Below are 15,865 nucleotides of genomic sequence, written 5' to 3' on the forward strand. Positions count from 1 at the left end.
CAGTGATATCCCAATATTTCTCTTGTGTACACATCAATAATAAACATTGAGAGTTTTTTTCGATTTGAAAGTTTTATAAAGTAAGATAACAGTTCTTAGCGCAAAGTATCGAGAAGAAATATATCACAGATATTATTAAGAATCAGGAATTAAAAAAGCAGCGTTGAAAATTTTCAACGCTGCTTTTTTAATTTCCAAAAGTAATGATTGGATTGATAAGATTTTATTCTTGAATTTCTACCATTTCAATGATAAAAATCAAATCTGTATTAGGTGGAATCATTCTAAAACCACGTTCGCCGTATGCCAAATGTGATGGTAAATAGAAGAAGGATTTGTCGCCAACTTGCATTTGATTGACTGCTTCTTTAAAACCAGGAATCATTTGTGCATCAGGACTGATTTGCATTGGCATTGGGTTGTACATCTGCCTTTGCTCTTTGTCCGGGTTATACACACCATAATTTTCTTCTACCGACTTTATATTACTATCAAAAAGACGTCCATCGGTAAAATAGCCTTGATAATAAAGCATGACAGTATTGCCTGCTTTTGGTTTGGGACCAGTCCCCTTGGTAATATTGAACATTTTTAAACCAGAAGCTAAAGTTTTCGATTTGCCTTCATAAGTTTCAAATGCAGGTTTCATGTCAGCCGCAGCGGCAGCACTTTTTTCGGCTCTTATTTTTTGTTCTTCTTCCTCTTTGGCCAGGCGTTCTTTTTCCGCTTTTTCAGCCTCAGCAAAATGGTCCTTAAATACATTTGGTGCATTAAAATTTTTGGCCTCTTTACCTTTTCTGATAATGTTGACTTCTTCCATGATCACATCCTCTACAGGTTTGTCTCCAGGCTTTGAAGTTTCAACACCTGCCAAGGTGTGCAACACATCTTCTCCTATAACCAAATATCCGAAAACATTGTAGCCACCATCTAAGTTAGGCGTTGGGCCTTCTGTAATAAAAAACTGACTTCCGTTAGTGTTAGGTCCTGAATTGGCCATGGATAATGTGCCTACTTTATCATGCAAAAGATCTTCAGAGATTTCATTATTGAATTTGTATCCCGGGCTGCCACTTCCAGTTCCCGTAGGATCACCACCCTGAATCATAAACTCGTCAATAATTCTATGGAAAATTAATCCGTTGTAGAATTTCTTCCCAATATAGACACTGTCCACAAGTGTGTTGGTGCCTTCGGCCAAAGAAACGAAATTCGCTACCGTCACAGGTGCTTTTTGGTATTCCAAACGGAGAACCATAGTACCTTTGTTGGTAATAATTTCAGTGTACAATCCATCTTCTAAATCTGGATACTTGTCCTTGCAGGCCGTTGCCGATACAAGAAGCATTAATAATACGAGGCCAAATGCCTTTTTAATCAATCGCATAGTTTTAATCGTTTTGGTTTTGAATTATTGAATTTACGGTCACTTCGCAGATGACTGGAGTGTTGGTGCCAATTTTGTTTTTGTCACCATAGTAACCATAAGCTTTTTGGGATGGAAATAAAAAGGTAACCGTTTCACCTGGTTTCATCAGTTTTAAACCTTCCCTTAGTCCTGTGAAAATTTCTTCCTGATCCATGGCATAATCCCGTGGATGGATTTCATTATCAGAATAAATAGCATTGCCATTGAAGTCTTTAACATCATAATCGAAATTCACAATATCCCCAAATGTAGGCGTGATGGTGTCTTTCTCGATTTTAGTGTTATAATAATACCAAAAACCACTTTCTGAAGCGATATAGGTTTTTGAAGTATCTTTTTTGATGATATTTTTGATCTGCGCAGACTCTTCAGCATTGAGCTTTTTGTTGCGCTCCGCTGATATTTTTATGAAGGAACCCGTTTTTTGCGAGATTGGTCTTCTGGCTTCAGGAGACTTGCAGCTACTGACGCTAATGGCTAAGACGAGAATGAAAAGAAAGGCTCTTGTCATGAATTTAGGGTGTTTTTATAGCGTGGTAATATACTAATAAATTTTTCAACTGTATCAATTAAACTGAGGTCGCTTTTCCCACCTGCTGCATTGGTATGACCACCGCCGCTAAAATTTTGTCGTGAGAATTCGTTGACGGAAAAATCACCTTCACTTCGTAATGATATTTTGATGATACCTTCCTGTTTATGTTCAATAAAGATAGCCGCAAAAATAATATTTTTGATTGAAAGCCCATAATTCACAAAGCCTTCGGTATCTCCTTTTCTGAAATTGGCAGCATTAAGTTCCTCTTGTGAAAGTGTAATATATGCTGTTCTATATTCAGGAATGACTCTTAAGTTTTTGAGCGCGACGCCTAAAAGCTGTAAGCGTTCATAACTATTGGTGTCGTAAATGGAGTTATATATTTCGGAATGATCTGCACCTTTATCAATCAAATCTGCCGCTACCAAATGTGTTGTGCTGGTAGTTGACGGAAACCTAAACGATCCAGTATCTGTCAAAATTCCCGCATAAAGACAGGTCGCAATTTGGTCATCAATAGCATCCGTATCACCAAGCATATCTATAAAACGATATACCATCTCGCAAGTAGAACTCATAGATACATCGCTAAACATATATTCAGCATAAGTATCCGGTTGTTGGTGATGGTCAATCATGATTTTCACAGCTTTTGAATTGCCCAAAGGTGTTTCCATTTCGCCAGAACGATGCAAAGCATTAAAATCTAAGGTAAATATAAGATCGGCACTTTCTATAAGACGTTCTGCATTGGTTCTGTCAGATTCATGAACGACAACATTGTCTTGGCCCGGGAGCCATTTCAAAAAGTCAGGATAATCATTTGGCGCAATAACTGTCGCCTTATGATTGTTCTTTATTAGGTAGTGATAAAGGCCCAATGTGGAGCCCATGGCGTCTCCGTCAGGGTTTTTGTGAGGCACAATGACGATGTGTTTTGGCGCAATTAATAAGGCCTTAATTTCTTTAATATCGTGTTCGGTCATAGCGTGCGAAGATACAATTTTTTAAGTTTCATATTATGGTTTTAGTGATAAATGCCGTACTTTTGCACGAAATATATGGGGGGCTGAGAAGGAATCAGGAAATGAGAATAGTGAAGTAAGTACTAAGTACTAACAATCAAGAACCAAATTTCTAATGCCTAATCCCTAAACCTTCATACCTAAAATATAAACCAGAATTAATTAAATTATAAATATGGCAACTAATAGAACGTTTACAATGCTTAAGCCAGACTCAGTCGAAAAAGGACATATTGGCGCAATCTTAGATAAAATAAGTGCTTCGGGCTTTAAAATTGTAGCATTAAAATTAACACAGATGACCACCGCTGATGCGAAGGAATTTTATGCTGTTCACAGCGAAAGACCTTTCTATGGCGAATTGGTAGAATATATGACACGCGGACCAATTGTGGCCGCTGTTTTAGAAAAGGACAATGCTGTCGAAGATTTCAGAACCTTGATTGGTGCTACAAATCCTGCTGATGCGGCTGAAGGCACCATCCGTAAACTTTACGCAGCTTCCATTGGTGAGAATGCTGTCCATGGAAGTGACAGTGATGAAAATGCCGCTATTGAAAGCGCATTCCATTTTGCTGGAAGAGAGATGTTTTAAGGAATTGGAACTTATTGAAATAATAAAGCTTGGAACATTTAGTTTCAAGCTTTTTTTGATATATATCTAAAATCTTGTTGACTATCTTAAAACAAAAAGCCCTGCAACATCAGTTGCAGGGCTTTATCATTTAAAAAAGCTTATATATTAGATAACTTTTACGTTAACTGCGTTTAATCCTTTTTTTCCTTCTGTTAGATCGAATTCAACTTCATCGCCTTCACGAATTTCGTCGATTAATCCTGAAATGTGAACAAAATGTTCTTTGTTGTTTCCTTCTTCTACGATAAAACCGAAGCCTTTAGCATCGTTGAAAAATTTTACTGTTCCTTTACTCATTGTAATAAAATATTAAATTAATTGTATATAATAGTTCAAAGATAGTGCCAAAAAGAATACAAAGTACTTTTTAGGCCATCTTTTTTTTAAATCCCTATTATTTATCGTTTTGAAGCTAATGTTTTGATTCTAAAACATTAAAGTTTGGTTTGTAGCAACGTTTGAATTGTAATTTCATTCAATTACACTAATGTCTCCTTTTTATTGGATTTGAACGTCTGTTTTAATAGAAGTTGTTTATATGAGTAAATACTGTTTATCGTTTAACCAACATGCTGCATTGTTTTCCCAATATGGCTGAAACTCCCGCAGCAATGCCACCAATAAATCCTGTAACTAAAAGCAATACAATCCAACTGCCTCCCAAGGGCAACAACACTGCAATTTTTTCGGCTAAAATAAAATCATTTGCATTGCTCAACCAGAGCGCATAGGTCATCCAAAATAGAAAGACTGCTAAAAATGGAATAAAAAATACAGCAGCACGATCCAGACTAAAAAATAAGGCAGAAACAAAACCTGCTACCATAACATGCCACCACGGTAAAAACTGTGATAGAATAATGGCAATGATCAACGTGACTATAAAATTGATAAGCTTCTTTTTCATTCTTGAGGAGTTAGGGTTTGACTTGCGATAATATCTTTGGTGTCCTGTTGGTCTTGCATAAATAACAAATCCATATATTCTCCAGCGGCCCATCGATCGATAAAATTATCATAATATTTACTGCCCGGATTTCCAGACTGCCCACCGGGATAAATGCCATAGCCCGTTGGTGGCGAGGTCATTTCTACAATCATTCGCCAAGAAGGACCGTGATTTTTTGAAGCGGCATTAACGGTATTATAATCGCCTCCAATGTTCAGGTCAAATCGTGAAAATGCAGGTAAAGCTTGTAATAAATGGCCAACATAAGTTGCTTTGTATGCACCCCAATTATAGTCGCCGTGTTTTGCTTTCCATTGCGCAAGCTCTTTTGCTGTTTCTTTAAATGTGATCAAGAATAAGTCTTTAGCCGTCTCTTTTTCAGGTGTGCTTAGAATATCCATTAATTCATCCTGCGGATGGTTTTTAAGCATATAAATGGTTTGATAAGTGTATGGCGTTAACAATGACAAACTATCGGCATCGAATTCATCCCATACGATCTTGTATAGTTTTGTCCACCAGCTTTTCCAAATACTCGGTGCGAGCTGATCAATCTCACTATAGAAATCCCACTTTTTTATGGTGTTCAGAATACCTTGCTCTTCCTCAGTTAAAGAAGATGTGTCCATTGTGGTGAAGATATTGGGCAACAATTCAGACGCTTTTAAATTGTAATTATTATTCTGTAGATTCTTGAAATCCTGAATGTCGAATTTGTCCTTTGCTCTGAAAAAATCATTGATTACCCGATTTCTATAGGTTTCGTAACCATCGTTGTAAACATAAAAAGGGTAGGAGGGATCTACTGGGTGCTGATTTGCGGAACTTACAAAGCCACGCTCAGGGTTTTTAGAATGTGCATTGAATTCCTGTGGAATAAAACTCTGCCAATCGTGTTTCGGGTTGCTTCCATCCAATAAAAACTTGCCCTGTCCTTTCCATTTGTTGGGAAATTTGCCTTGGATCCATAAGGCAATATCACCTTCGGTAGATGCGAATACAAAGTTTTGGGCGGGAGCCGTATAGCTTTTTAGGGCGTCAAGGTAGTCGTCATAGTTTTTTCCTTCATTAAGTTTTAAAAACGTACGCTGGTTGTTTCCTCCAATATGACCCACCCATTGCATGGCATAACCTGATTTTGCATTATCACCCTTAAAATTGTGGTCATAAGTGACAGGCCCGTGGTGGGTGTAAATGATGGTGTCATAAAGAGTTTCTCTATTTCGGATCTTGATTTCCTCAATGCGCTGTGTGGTTTTTTTCCATTGGCCATCGTGTTTGTATTCTTTTCTGCTCTCATCCTTGAATTCAATTTTGTACCAGTCGATGACATCACGAGTAGCATTGGTCTCGCCCCAAGAAATATAATTGTTGTAGCCAGAGATAATGCCCAAGGCTCCGGGCAATGTGGCGCCGTAGCTGTTGTGTTCTGGCGTTGCCAATTGCATTACATACCAGATGGCTGGGAGATTCAAGCTTAGATGTGGATCATTGGCCAAAATAGGATGTCCGGAATAGGATTTTTTTCCAGAAACGGCCCAGTTATTACTCCCGTTTTGCGCATGGGGCTTGTCAATGGTTTCAGTAATGGAAATGGAGTCCAGAGATGTGTCGTCTTCAGGTGTTTCCGGCATTTTTACGTCTATAAAACGCCAATCGGTTTCTTTGGAAATCACGGGATCATTAACATCATAGAAATCTGGAAAGAGTAGATCGTATCGCTCTTTTCCAAATTTTGCCAAGGCATTGGTATGTTCCAGATCAGATTCTCGTCCTGCCAGCATCTTGGTCATATACATGAGCAATAGTGCTGTTTTCTTAATGGTCCATGGCTCAGGGGCGTAATCCAATAATTTATATTCTACTGGATAATCTTTGGGCTCTAACTGATTGATATAACTGTTTACCCCATCACGATAGGCTTCAATATAACTAAGCGTTTCAGGATCTTCCTGCATTTTTTGAAGGGCATTTTCTGCGCCAAAGTCCATCCCACGTCGGCGTTCCTGACGGTCATAATCTAAGGCTTGCTCTCCAAGTATTTCAGCTAAGCGTCCACCAGCAGCAAACGTTTGAAATTCCAATTGCCATAAACGATGCTTTGCGGTCAAATAGCCTTGTGCACGATAGAGATCGTTGTTGTTCTGTGCAAATACATGGGGAATTAAATGTTCGTCGTAATGAACAGTGACCTCATGTTCCAAGCCAATAATCTGCATGGTGGAGTTGAGGTTTTCATCCTGTTCGTTTTGCCAAAATCCTTCATTTGGACTTAAGAATTTGCCCATAGGCGGAATGCTGCCAAATTTGCTATTGAGACCTGTAAATACAACCAACGTGAGCACTAATGTCAGCGGAAGCTTAAAATATTTCATAAAACAATTTAGTTAGGGCTTTGAAAATAAGAAATATTGCTGAAATATCAGCCTATCGAAGAAATACTTATTCCTTGAAAAACCGGACAGGTTAATTTTTAACGAAGCACCAATTTTTTTATCACCTCTTTGCCGAGTGCTTCATTTAACATTTTAATGATTTTTTGGTTGCCATAACTGAGCTCTTCCCGTAGAACACTGGAACTGAGTTGTACATAAAGTGTGTCACGCTCCAATTGTATGGCTGTCGTGTAGTTGTTGACACCATTACCCATCATTTGCGCCCAAGCGTCCTTGACGTTCACTTTGTCCAAACCTGGTTGGAGTCTGTTGGTGTCTACAAATTCTTTGAGAAGGTCACTGATAGAAAGGTTGTCTTTGTTACGTCTTGCCATTTTGGAATTTATTAATCTTTTAAACTCAGTTTTTTGCATGCCTGCCGGGGCAGAGAGGAAATTTTATTTCTCCACATTTATCGGTTCAAAGCGTTTATATAGATACTTTATCTTTTGGTCATTTATAATTAATAGCTTTTCCTCAGTAGCATCTAAAACGGTTTCCTTCCAGTTGGCAAAAGGAGTTGTATAATAAATGTTCAAGCTGTCATTTTCAATTTTCAGATTTAGGCTCTCAGAATCGTCAGAGGTTGAATAGGTGCCGTCAAAACTCGGCTTCATTTTTTTTCTAAACCCAGTTAAACTATCGGAGATGCTAAAGTAGTCTACAGTATCATTGTACGTGTAATCGCGTTTGGAGCCATCGGCCATAGTGACTTCATCAATCTCCCAATAACCGTCTAAATGTTCGATTAAGGCATTTGGATCATTGGAACAACTTAATAAAATAAGGCCAAAAATTAAAACTGTATATTTTTTCATAAGGATTTCGTGTATTCAATTTACAAAATTCAAGTACCAGACTCCAAAACTATTGAGCACGATTGGAATTTTAGATTTTGATTTCGTTATTTTAGTTTAAATATTTTATAAGATTGATGCACCTGTTTGATAATAGCTTCGGTTCTATCAGCATGTGTATCGCTAATAAAAAGCTGTCCGAAATTCTCATTATTGACCAGTCCAATGATTTGTGCCACGCGATTTTCATCTAATTTATCAAAAATATCGTCCAAAAGCAAAATAGGAGAAAAGCCACTCTGCTGTTTTATAAAATCAAATTGCGCCAATTTTAAGGCAATCAAGAATGATTTTTGCTGTCCTTGGCTTCCGAATCTTTTAATCGGAAAATCGTCAATCTCAAAACTCAAATCGTCTTTATGAATCCCAACAGAGGTGTATTGGAGCGCCTTATCCTTATTGATATGGATTTTTAAAAGCGACTTCAAATCGTTTTCAAACAAATCACTTTTGTAACTTAGGTGCACAGGTTCTTGGTGATTGCTGATCGCATTGTAGCGGGTTTTGAAAATTGGGATAAAGGTTTCCAAGAACGCTTTTCTGATGGTAAATATTTCTGAACCGTAAGTGTGCAATTGTTCGTTATAAACTTCCAGCGTTTGTGCGTTAAACGTGTTGTTAAGTGCAAAATACTTCAATAGCGCATTTCGCTGTTGTAAAATCTTGTTGTAATTGATAAGCTGATTGAGGTAATTTTTATCGCTTTGCGAAATTACACTGTCAATAAACTTTCGCCTAGTCTCGCTGCCTTCAATGATCAAATCTCTATCGGCTGGAGAAATTATCACCAAAGGAATGAAGCCAATATGGTCGCTAAATCTTTCATAAGCCTTAGAATTCCGCTTAATCATCTTTTTTTGCGACTTTTTTAGCGAAACAAGAATCTTTTCTTCACGATTGTCTTTCTCAAAAATGCCTTCCACAACAAAAAAATCTTCACCATGTTTAATATTTTGAGACGCTATCGGATTGAAATAACTTTTCCCAAAAGACAGATGGTAAATAGCATCCAGAACGTTCGTCTTTCCAATGCCATTGGCGCCTACGAAACAATTGATCTTATGGTCAAAAGTGAAGTTTTGACTGTCGAAATTTTTGTAGTTCAGTAAGGAAAGTGAGTTTAAAATCATGTAAAAATTCGCTTTAAAAAAAGATTGTTTGTCAACATTGCGAAAGGAAGTGCAAATTATTGAAAAATAACAAATAATATACCTTTTATATACCAATAAAAATTTTAATTTTGCGGCGCATTAATTATGACGATATGGCAACTTATAAGAAAAGAGGTTACAAACCGAAAACGAAGGCTGAAAAGACAGAAGCTTTAGAAGAAAACTCAACAACGGCTGAGGTATTTAATACTTTAGATGAGTCCGCTTCAAGAACTGAAGAATGGGCTGTAAAAAACCAGAATTATATTATTGGTGCAGTTGCAACTATTGTAGTTGTTGTTTTAGGCTATTTGGCTTACAACAAATTTGTTGCAGAACCTAAAGCGAGTGAAGCAATGAACGAAATGTTCAAAGCTCAACAATATTTTGAACAAGCCCTTAATGGCGCAGCCGCTAAGGATTCATTATATACTTTATCTCTGAATGGAGGTGAAGGGAAATATGGGATGTTGGACATTATTGATGAATACAGCGGAACACCAGCAGCTAATCTGGCTAACTATTATGCTGGAATGGCCTATTATAGTTTGAATGATTACACCAACACGGTTAAATATCTGGGTGATTTCTCAAGCAAGGATGCAATGTTGGGACCGATTGCCAACGGAAGAATTGGAGATGCATTTATTCAATTGAATCAGCCTGAGGACGCTCTTAGCTACTATGAAAAGGCGGCTAATATGAACAAAAACGATTATACCACGCCAATGTTTTTATTTAAAGCGGGCAATGTGGCATTGAGTTTAGGTAAAAGCAAAAAAGCATTGGATCACTTTACGACCATAAAAGAAAACTATCCAAGCTCTAATGAGGCTAACAATATTGATGCCTTTATAGGAAAAGCACAAGCAAGTTTGTAAAGAAATGGCAACAAAAAATCAAAATTTATCATACTACGATAAAAACACAATCCCAAATGCGAAAGACTTTCGATTTGGGATTGTTGTTTCAGAATGGAACAATAATATCACGGACAACCTATACAAAGGCGCTCTCGACACGTTAATTGAACACGGGGCATTACCTGATAATATCATTAGTTGGCATGTTCCAGGGAGCTATGAGCTGATCTATGGTAGTAAAAAAATGCAAGAGCATGAGGTCGATGCTGTGATTGCCATAGGTTGTGTCATTCAAGGTGAAACCAAGCATTTTGATTTTGTATGTGAAGCCGTTTCACATGGTATCAAAGATTTGAATGTGATGCACGACACTCCAGTAATCTTTTGCGTGCTGACAGATAATACTATGCAACAGTCCATTGAACGATCAGGCGGTAAACACGGCAATAAAGGTGTTGAAGCTGCTGTAGCTGCTATCAAAATGGCGGTATTACGTCGCTTATAGTCTTCAGTATTCAGTAGGCAGTCTTCAGTCTTCAGTCATCAGTCATCAGTAGGCGGTCTTCAGTCATCAGTAGACAGTTTTCAGTCTTCAGTAAGTAGGATGCTGTGATCAGGAGGAGGTTGGCCACTAGTCGTGTGTTTTTTTAGCTACGAATTCACGTATATTTTTGTCCTATTCTGAGGCTCTTGGCGAAACGCTGTTTAATAAACTTTCAGCAATCGACGATCAGGAGTCCTCGGTCATCCGCCATCGGTCACCCTAACTTCCAACTTCAAGCTCCGTGCTTCCCGCTCCTTTATTAACAATTTTTAGCAGTAAAAGCATCGTTTTTCCTCGTATTTTGAGTACATTTGAAGTTCACAAAGGCAAAGCGTTCAATAGTGAATTTATTTAATCAGCGTCAACCTAAACGTTTCAGTTACACGCCAAGACATCTCAAAGAGCATCAGAAGGACAATTCGAATGAATTTGAATCCAAATGGCGTCAAAGAACAAAGCGCAAGAGAAAAGCGCGAACATTACCTATGCTCCTAATTTTTTTAGGTATGGTAATTGTTATTTGGTATGTTTTAAGTAACTACGAAATTTAGAAATTATGAGCATCTTTAAAACACGTCAAAACAAAAAGTTTAGCTACACACCACGGTACTATAAAGGTGAAGAGAATCCTTTTGAGATCAAGCATAAATTTGATGAACACAGAAAAACGGTTGGAAAAGTTGGTTTAAAAGGGAAATTCGAAAACGCTTGGGACGATTATAAAAATACACCTGATGCCTCGGCCAACAAACGAACGCTGATTATCATCGGAATTTTAATATTCATTTTTCTGTTAATCATAGGCTTCGATTTGTCAATATTCTTTTCAAAAGGCTAATGTCAGATATTATTCAACTTTTACCAGATCATGTTGCTAATCAAATTGCAGCAGGAGAGGTCGTGCAACGTCCTGCTTCTGTAGTCAAGGAATTGATGGAAAATGCGCTTGATGCTGAAGCGACATCAATCAAGTTAATTATTAAAGACGCTGGCAAGACCTTGGTTCAAGTGATTGATAATGGGAAAGGCATGAGTGCGACCGATGCGCGATTGAGTTTTGAGCGCCATGCAACTTCCAAAATCCGTTCTGCCGATGATCTGTTTAGCTTGAATACTAAAGGATTTAGAGGTGAGGCTTTGGCAAGTATTGCTGCTATTGCTCATGTAGAATTGAGGTCTAAACAGGATGAAGATGAACTCGGAACCCTAATAAATATTGAAGGGAGCGAAATTAAAACCCAAGAAGTAACAGTTACGCCAACTGGAACATCTATTGCCGTGAAGCATTTGTTTTTTAATATTCCAGCGCGTCGCAACTTTTTAAAATCGAATACGGTCGAATTGCGCCATATTATTGATGAATTCCATCGTGTGGCTTTAGCACATCCTAAGGTTGTTTTTGCGATGTACCATAATGGCAGTGAGCTTTTCAATTTGCCCGAAAGCAATTACCGCCAACGCGTGGTCAATATCTTTGGAACAAAAACCAATGAGAAACTTGTTCCTGTAGAGGAAACTACTGAAGTCTTGACAATTTCTGGATTTGTGGGTAAACCGCAGTTCGCAAAAAGAAGTAGATCAGAACAGTTCTTTTTTGTCAATAATCGCTTTATTAAAAGTCCTTACCTTAATCATGCCATTAACGCCGCGTTTGAAGGCTTGATCAAAGACGGGAATCACCCCATATATTTTTTAAATCTAACGGTCGATCCAAAATCGATTGATATCAATATCCATCCTACAAAAACTGAAATAAAATTTGATGATGAACATACGCTTTATGCCATATTGAGATCGTCGGTCAAACATAGCTTGGGGCAATTCAACATTGCACCAGTTTTGGATTTTGATTATGATACCAATCTGGACACGCCTTACAACTACAAAGATAAAGGTGCTTCAACACCAACGGTTGAGGTGGACAGAAATTACAACCCATTTCGGGAAGAGCGGATTGCCGGCAAGCAGGTCACAGCATTTAAAAAGCAAACACCGAGCAATTGGGATAGCTTGTACGTTGGCTTAGAGTCAAAAGGCACACGTGATACTCAAGATTTTAGTCAGGTAGAATTTGAAAGTGAACCTGAAAAATCCTCTTTGTTTGATGACAAATCACAAATAGAAACCACGCAAAGTACGTATCAATTTCAGAATAAATACATTATCAGCACCATAAAATCTGGCATGTTGATGATCGATCAAAATAGGGCACATCAGCGGATTTTATATGAAGGTTTGTTGAAAAGTATGACCGTTAAGGAAGCGGTGAGCCAACAATTGTTGTTTCCATTGCAATTGCATTTTACAGGGTCGGAATTGACTATTTTAAAGCAATTAAAAGCTGATTTGGAAGCTACAGGTTTTGTGTTCTCTGTTATTGATGAAGACCAGGTTGAAATCACCGGGCTTCCAATAAATGTACCCGATAGCGAAGTGTCTATGATTTTGGAACAACTTATTAGCGATGTGGAACAGGAGGTGCCTGATAGTCATTTTAGTGCCACCGATTTGTTGGCAAAATCCATGGCAAAGAGCTTGGCTATTAAAACCGGACAATCACTGTCAAACTTAGAACAGGAACATTTGGTGAATAGCCTGTTTGCGTGTAAAGACCCATCGGTTTCACCAACTAATAGAGCCACATTTATTACGATGACGATTGATGAGGTTGACAGAAAATTTATGTAATTTTAATTAAAGAAAAGATCAGTAAAGAATGAGAGGAATTACAGATACCGTTAAGCATTTGCTCATCATCAATGTGTTGTTTTTTATTGCAAAAATGACCATGCAACCAGGTTTGTTGGATGATTTGTTTGCATTGCATTTCCCAAAGAATGATGCTTTTAAATTTTGGCAAATCATTACCCACATGTTTATGCATGGCAACTTTATGCATATTCTGTTTAATATGTTCGCACTATGGATGTTCGGGACCGCAGTAGAGCAGGTTTTTGGAGCAAGAAAATTTATTTTCTTTTATATTTCAGCAGGTTTGGGAGCGGCTTTAGTAATGTTGGGAACTTACTATTTACAATATTTACCTTTAGAGTCAGATATCCTTTCCGCCGGTTTTACATCTTCCCAAATTCATGAAACGATGAGCACAGGAAGAGTTATGCAAGGTGTTAACGCCGTACAAACAGATCAGCTGCAATCCATGTTTTATATTTTTAATTCGTCAATGCTGGGTGCTTCTGGGGCCATTTTTGGAGTTTTGGTCGCTTTTGGTATGTTGTATCCAGAATCCAAATTAATGCTCATATTTTTACCTGTTCCCATAAAGGCTAAATACTTTATTCCAGGAATTATCTTATTGGATTTCATTTCAGCAGTTACAGGACAATCGTTTTTCAGTCCGAGCAATACCGCGTATGCTGCCCACCTTGGTGGTGCTTTGACTGGGTTTTTAATGATGTGGTATTGGAAAAAAACGCAGTTCAATAAAAACAGATGGGACAGATGAAATCACTAAATCACGATATTCAAGAGAAATTGAGGCATCTCAATGTGCTTGAGAAGATAATCGCTATCAATGTGGTTGTTTTCCTAGTTGGGCTGTTGCTTTCACTCATTGTTAAGACGGGCGGGAGCTTGTACTGGCTGGAATTGCCAAAAGACGCCGGTGATTTTCTCTTTAAGCCTTGGAGCATCATCACTTATGGTTTTACCCACTATGGTTTATTTCATTTGTTGTTCAATATGTTGGTACTCTATTTTGTATCACAAATGATGCTCAATTTATTCAGCCCTAAACTCACTTTAAATGTTTATTTTTTGGGCATTATTCTGGGCGGACTCTTTTTTCTTTTTGCCTATAACGTGCTTCCGCAAGACTTCTTGAAACCGGCTAGTGCTCTGGTTGGCGCTTCGGCTGGCGTAAGGGCCTTATTGATTTTTTTATGTGCATATATGCCGAACACTCAGGTGAGGTTGATTGCTTTCAATATAAAACTATGGCATTTAGGCGTTGCGCTTGTTGCCTTTGATGTCATTGGCCTTTTTGGCTCAAACCAAGGTGGCAATATTGCCCATTTGGGTGGCGTCGCTTTGGGGTATTTTTATGCCACTCAGTTGATCAAAGGAAATGACATTGGGAAAGGCTTCGAAAAGCTTATGGACGCTGTCGCCAACCTTTTTAAAAGCGGAAAGAAGTCACCGTTGAAAACAGTCCACAAACGAAAATCGAACTCGGTTGCGGGTCATAAAAAATCGGAGTTTAAGGAGTTTAGTAAGCAGAAACAAATCGATCTCATTTTGGATAAGATCAGTAAGAGTGGTTATGAAAGCCTGACGGAAGAAGAAAAAGCTTTTTTGTTTAAGGCCAAAGACTAAAACCATGAAAAAACTGAATCTTATTGATAAGTTTTTGTTTTTCTTCAATTCAATTGCGGCAACGACGCTTTTGCTGGCCTACATCTTACCATATATTGAACCTAAACGTTTCGCTTTTTTGTCCGTATTAAGTCTCACGGTTCCTTTTTTAATTATCGTTAATCTTCTTTTTGTAGTCTATTGGCTTTTAAAGGTCAAAAAACAACTCTTATTATCCTTGATTGTTCTTTTGATAGGTTTTAACCATCTGACTTCGCTATATAAGATTTCAGCATCAAAACAAGTAGATGATGTTGATAATATTGCCGTAATGAACTACAACGTGCGCTTGTTCAACGTTTTTAAGTGGATTCCTGATATAGATGCTGCCCAAGACATCAGTCAGTTTATTGAGGATAAGAAGCCAGATATCATCAGCATGCAAGAGTATAGACCTGATGATGGGTTGGTTTTAAAGAAATACTATAGATTTGAAGCTGTTGGAGGTGAGCGGATTAAAAATGGCCAAGCCATATTTTCTAAATTTCCAATCATCAATACAGGATCCATCGAATTCCCAAATACCTATAATAATGCTATTTTCGCTGATGTTGTGACAGGTAAGGATACAATCAGGATTTATAATGTGCATTTACAATCTTTAAAAATTGATGCCAATACCGATCCCTTAAAAAATGAAGCGGCCGAAAATCTATTTAGACGTGTCGGTAGCACATTTAGGTTGCAACAGGCCCAGACCGATTTGTTTTTGGAACATAAGTCCAAAAGTCCATATAAGACCATTATTTGTGGCGATTTTAATAATACCGCTTATTCTTATGTGTATAAGGAAATAAAAGGTAACGATCTCAGAGATGCTTTCGTAGAAGCTGGAAATGGCTTTGGGCGTACTTTCGATTTTAAATTCTTTCCGGTGAGGATTGATTTTATTCTGGTGGATCAGAATTTTGAAATTAACGGATTTAAGACCTATGATGTCAAGTTATCAGACCATTTTCCGATAATGAGTAGGGTGAAGGTGAGGTAGTTGGCAGTCTTCAGTTTGCAGCCTATAGTCTCAGTTGGCAATTGGGTTTCGAGTTATGAATTCAGAGTTATGAAT

The 15,865-nt window shown here is 37.9% G+C and carries 17 protein-coding genes; 8 read left to right on the forward strand and 9 right to left on the reverse strand.

Annotation, left to right across the window (positions count from 1 at the left end):
- Nucleotides 1-223 precede the first annotated feature (223 nt).
- From J4051_RS03980 to J4051_RS03990, 3 genes are read right to left on the reverse strand one after another with little or no spacing between them, the layout of a single operon-like run.
- On the reverse strand, nt 224-1,387 hold the full coding sequence (locus J4051_RS03980) for a peptidylprolyl isomerase (protein WP_208232566.1): 1,164 nt from the start codon (nt 1,385-1,387) through the stop codon (nt 224-226).
- Nucleotides 1,388-1,391: 4 nt separating this feature from the next.
- Nucleotides 1,392-1,940, reverse strand: a complete 549-nt coding sequence (gene gldI / locus J4051_RS03985; protein ID WP_208232567.1) for a gliding motility-associated peptidyl-prolyl isomerase GldI — start codon at nt 1,938-1,940, stop codon at nt 1,392-1,394.
- Nucleotides 1,937-2,953 (reverse strand): DHH family phosphoesterase, encoded by a 1,017-nt coding sequence (locus J4051_RS03990; RefSeq protein WP_208232568.1) that lies wholly within the window; start codon nt 2,951-2,953, stop codon nt 1,937-1,939. Before J4051_RS03990 ends, gldI begins: the two co-directional genes overlap by 4 nt.
- A 214-nt stretch (nt 2,954-3,167) precedes the next feature.
- On the opposite strand from J4051_RS03990, the gene J4051_RS03995 reads away from it, so the two are divergent.
- Nucleotides 3,168-3,587, forward strand: coding sequence for a nucleoside-diphosphate kinase (locus J4051_RS03995; protein WP_208232569.1), 420 nt, complete (start codon nt 3,168-3,170; stop codon nt 3,585-3,587).
- Between the two features lie 147 nt (nt 3,588-3,734).
- Here the strand turns inward: J4051_RS03995 and J4051_RS04000 are convergent, their stop codons facing one another.
- From J4051_RS04000 to recF, 6 genes are all read right to left on the reverse strand, one after another.
- Complete coding sequence (locus J4051_RS04000; protein ID WP_027125508.1) at nt 3,735-3,926, reverse strand: cold-shock protein; 192 nt, start codon at nt 3,924-3,926, stop codon at nt 3,735-3,737.
- A gap of 256 nt (nt 3,927-4,182) precedes the next feature.
- The gene (locus J4051_RS04005; RefSeq protein ID WP_208232570.1) at nt 4,183-4,536 is read right to left on the reverse strand and encodes a hypothetical protein; all 354 of its coding nucleotides are present in this window, start codon (nt 4,534-4,536) and stop codon (nt 4,183-4,185) included.
- Complete coding sequence (locus J4051_RS04010; RefSeq protein ID WP_208232571.1) at nt 4,533-6,953, reverse strand: penicillin acylase family protein; 2,421 nt, start codon at nt 6,951-6,953, stop codon at nt 4,533-4,535. Before J4051_RS04010 ends, J4051_RS04005 begins: the two co-directional genes overlap by 4 nt.
- Before the next feature lie 98 nt (nt 6,954-7,051).
- On the reverse strand, nt 7,052-7,348 hold the full coding sequence (locus tag J4051_RS04015; RefSeq protein ID WP_129016796.1) for a DUF721 domain-containing protein: 297 nt from the start codon (nt 7,346-7,348) through the stop codon (nt 7,052-7,054).
- A 63-nt stretch (nt 7,349-7,411) separates the two neighbouring features.
- Entirely contained in the window at nt 7,412-7,831 is a 420-nt protein-coding gene (locus J4051_RS04020; RefSeq protein ID WP_208232572.1) for a lipocalin family protein, read from the reverse strand.
- Between the two features lie 86 nt (nt 7,832-7,917).
- Nucleotides 7,918-9,000 carry a DNA replication/repair protein RecF gene (recF, locus tag J4051_RS04025; RefSeq protein WP_208232573.1) on the reverse strand — a complete coding sequence of 361 codons (1,083 nt, stop codon included), beginning with the start codon at nt 8,998-9,000 and terminating at the stop codon, nt 7,918-7,920.
- A gap of 134 nt (nt 9,001-9,134) precedes the next feature.
- On the opposite strand from recF, the gene J4051_RS04030 reads away from it, so the two are divergent.
- The 7 genes from J4051_RS04030 (at nt 9,135) to J4051_RS04060 (ending at nt 15,790) form a co-directional block, all read left to right on the forward strand.
- Nucleotides 9,135-9,902, forward strand: coding sequence for a YfgM family protein (locus J4051_RS04030; RefSeq protein WP_208232627.1), 768 nt, complete (start codon nt 9,135-9,137; stop codon nt 9,900-9,902).
- A gap of 4 nt (nt 9,903-9,906) precedes the next feature.
- Nucleotides 9,907-10,389 (forward strand): 6,7-dimethyl-8-ribityllumazine synthase, encoded by a 483-nt coding sequence (gene ribH / locus J4051_RS04035; RefSeq protein WP_208232574.1) that lies wholly within the window; start codon nt 9,907-9,909, stop codon nt 10,387-10,389.
- Nucleotides 10,390-10,984: 595 nt separating this feature from the next.
- Nucleotides 10,985-11,266: a riboflavin synthase subunit beta gene (locus J4051_RS04040; protein ID WP_208232575.1), complete on the forward strand. Its 282-nt coding sequence runs from the start codon at nt 10,985-10,987 to the stop codon at nt 11,264-11,266.
- Nucleotides 11,266-13,116, forward strand: a complete 1,851-nt coding sequence (mutL, locus tag J4051_RS04045; protein ID WP_208232576.1) for a DNA mismatch repair endonuclease MutL — start codon at nt 11,266-11,268, stop codon at nt 13,114-13,116. The genes J4051_RS04040 and mutL overlap by 1 nt, the downstream gene beginning before the upstream one ends.
- 28 nt (nt 13,117-13,144) lie before the next feature.
- The gene (locus J4051_RS04050) at nt 13,145-13,894 is read left to right on the forward strand and encodes a rhomboid family intramembrane serine protease (protein WP_208232577.1); all 750 of its coding nucleotides are present in this window, start codon (nt 13,145-13,147) and stop codon (nt 13,892-13,894) included.
- Nucleotides 13,891-14,763 carry a rhomboid family intramembrane serine protease gene (locus J4051_RS04055; RefSeq protein ID WP_208232578.1) on the forward strand — a complete coding sequence of 291 codons (873 nt, stop codon included), beginning with the start codon at nt 13,891-13,893 and terminating at the stop codon, nt 14,761-14,763. Before J4051_RS04050 ends, J4051_RS04055 begins: the two co-directional genes overlap by 4 nt.
- A gap of 4 nt (nt 14,764-14,767) precedes the next feature.
- The gene (locus J4051_RS04060; RefSeq protein WP_208232579.1) at nt 14,768-15,790 is read left to right on the forward strand and encodes an endonuclease/exonuclease/phosphatase family protein; all 1,023 of its coding nucleotides are present in this window, start codon (nt 14,768-14,770) and stop codon (nt 15,788-15,790) included.
- Nucleotides 15,791-15,865 lie beyond the last annotated feature (75 nt).

It is taken from the genome of Gelidibacter pelagius, assembly GCF_017581925.1.
GTDB classification, from domain to species: Bacteria; Bacteroidota; Bacteroidia; order Flavobacteriales; family Flavobacteriaceae; genus Gelidibacter; species Gelidibacter pelagius.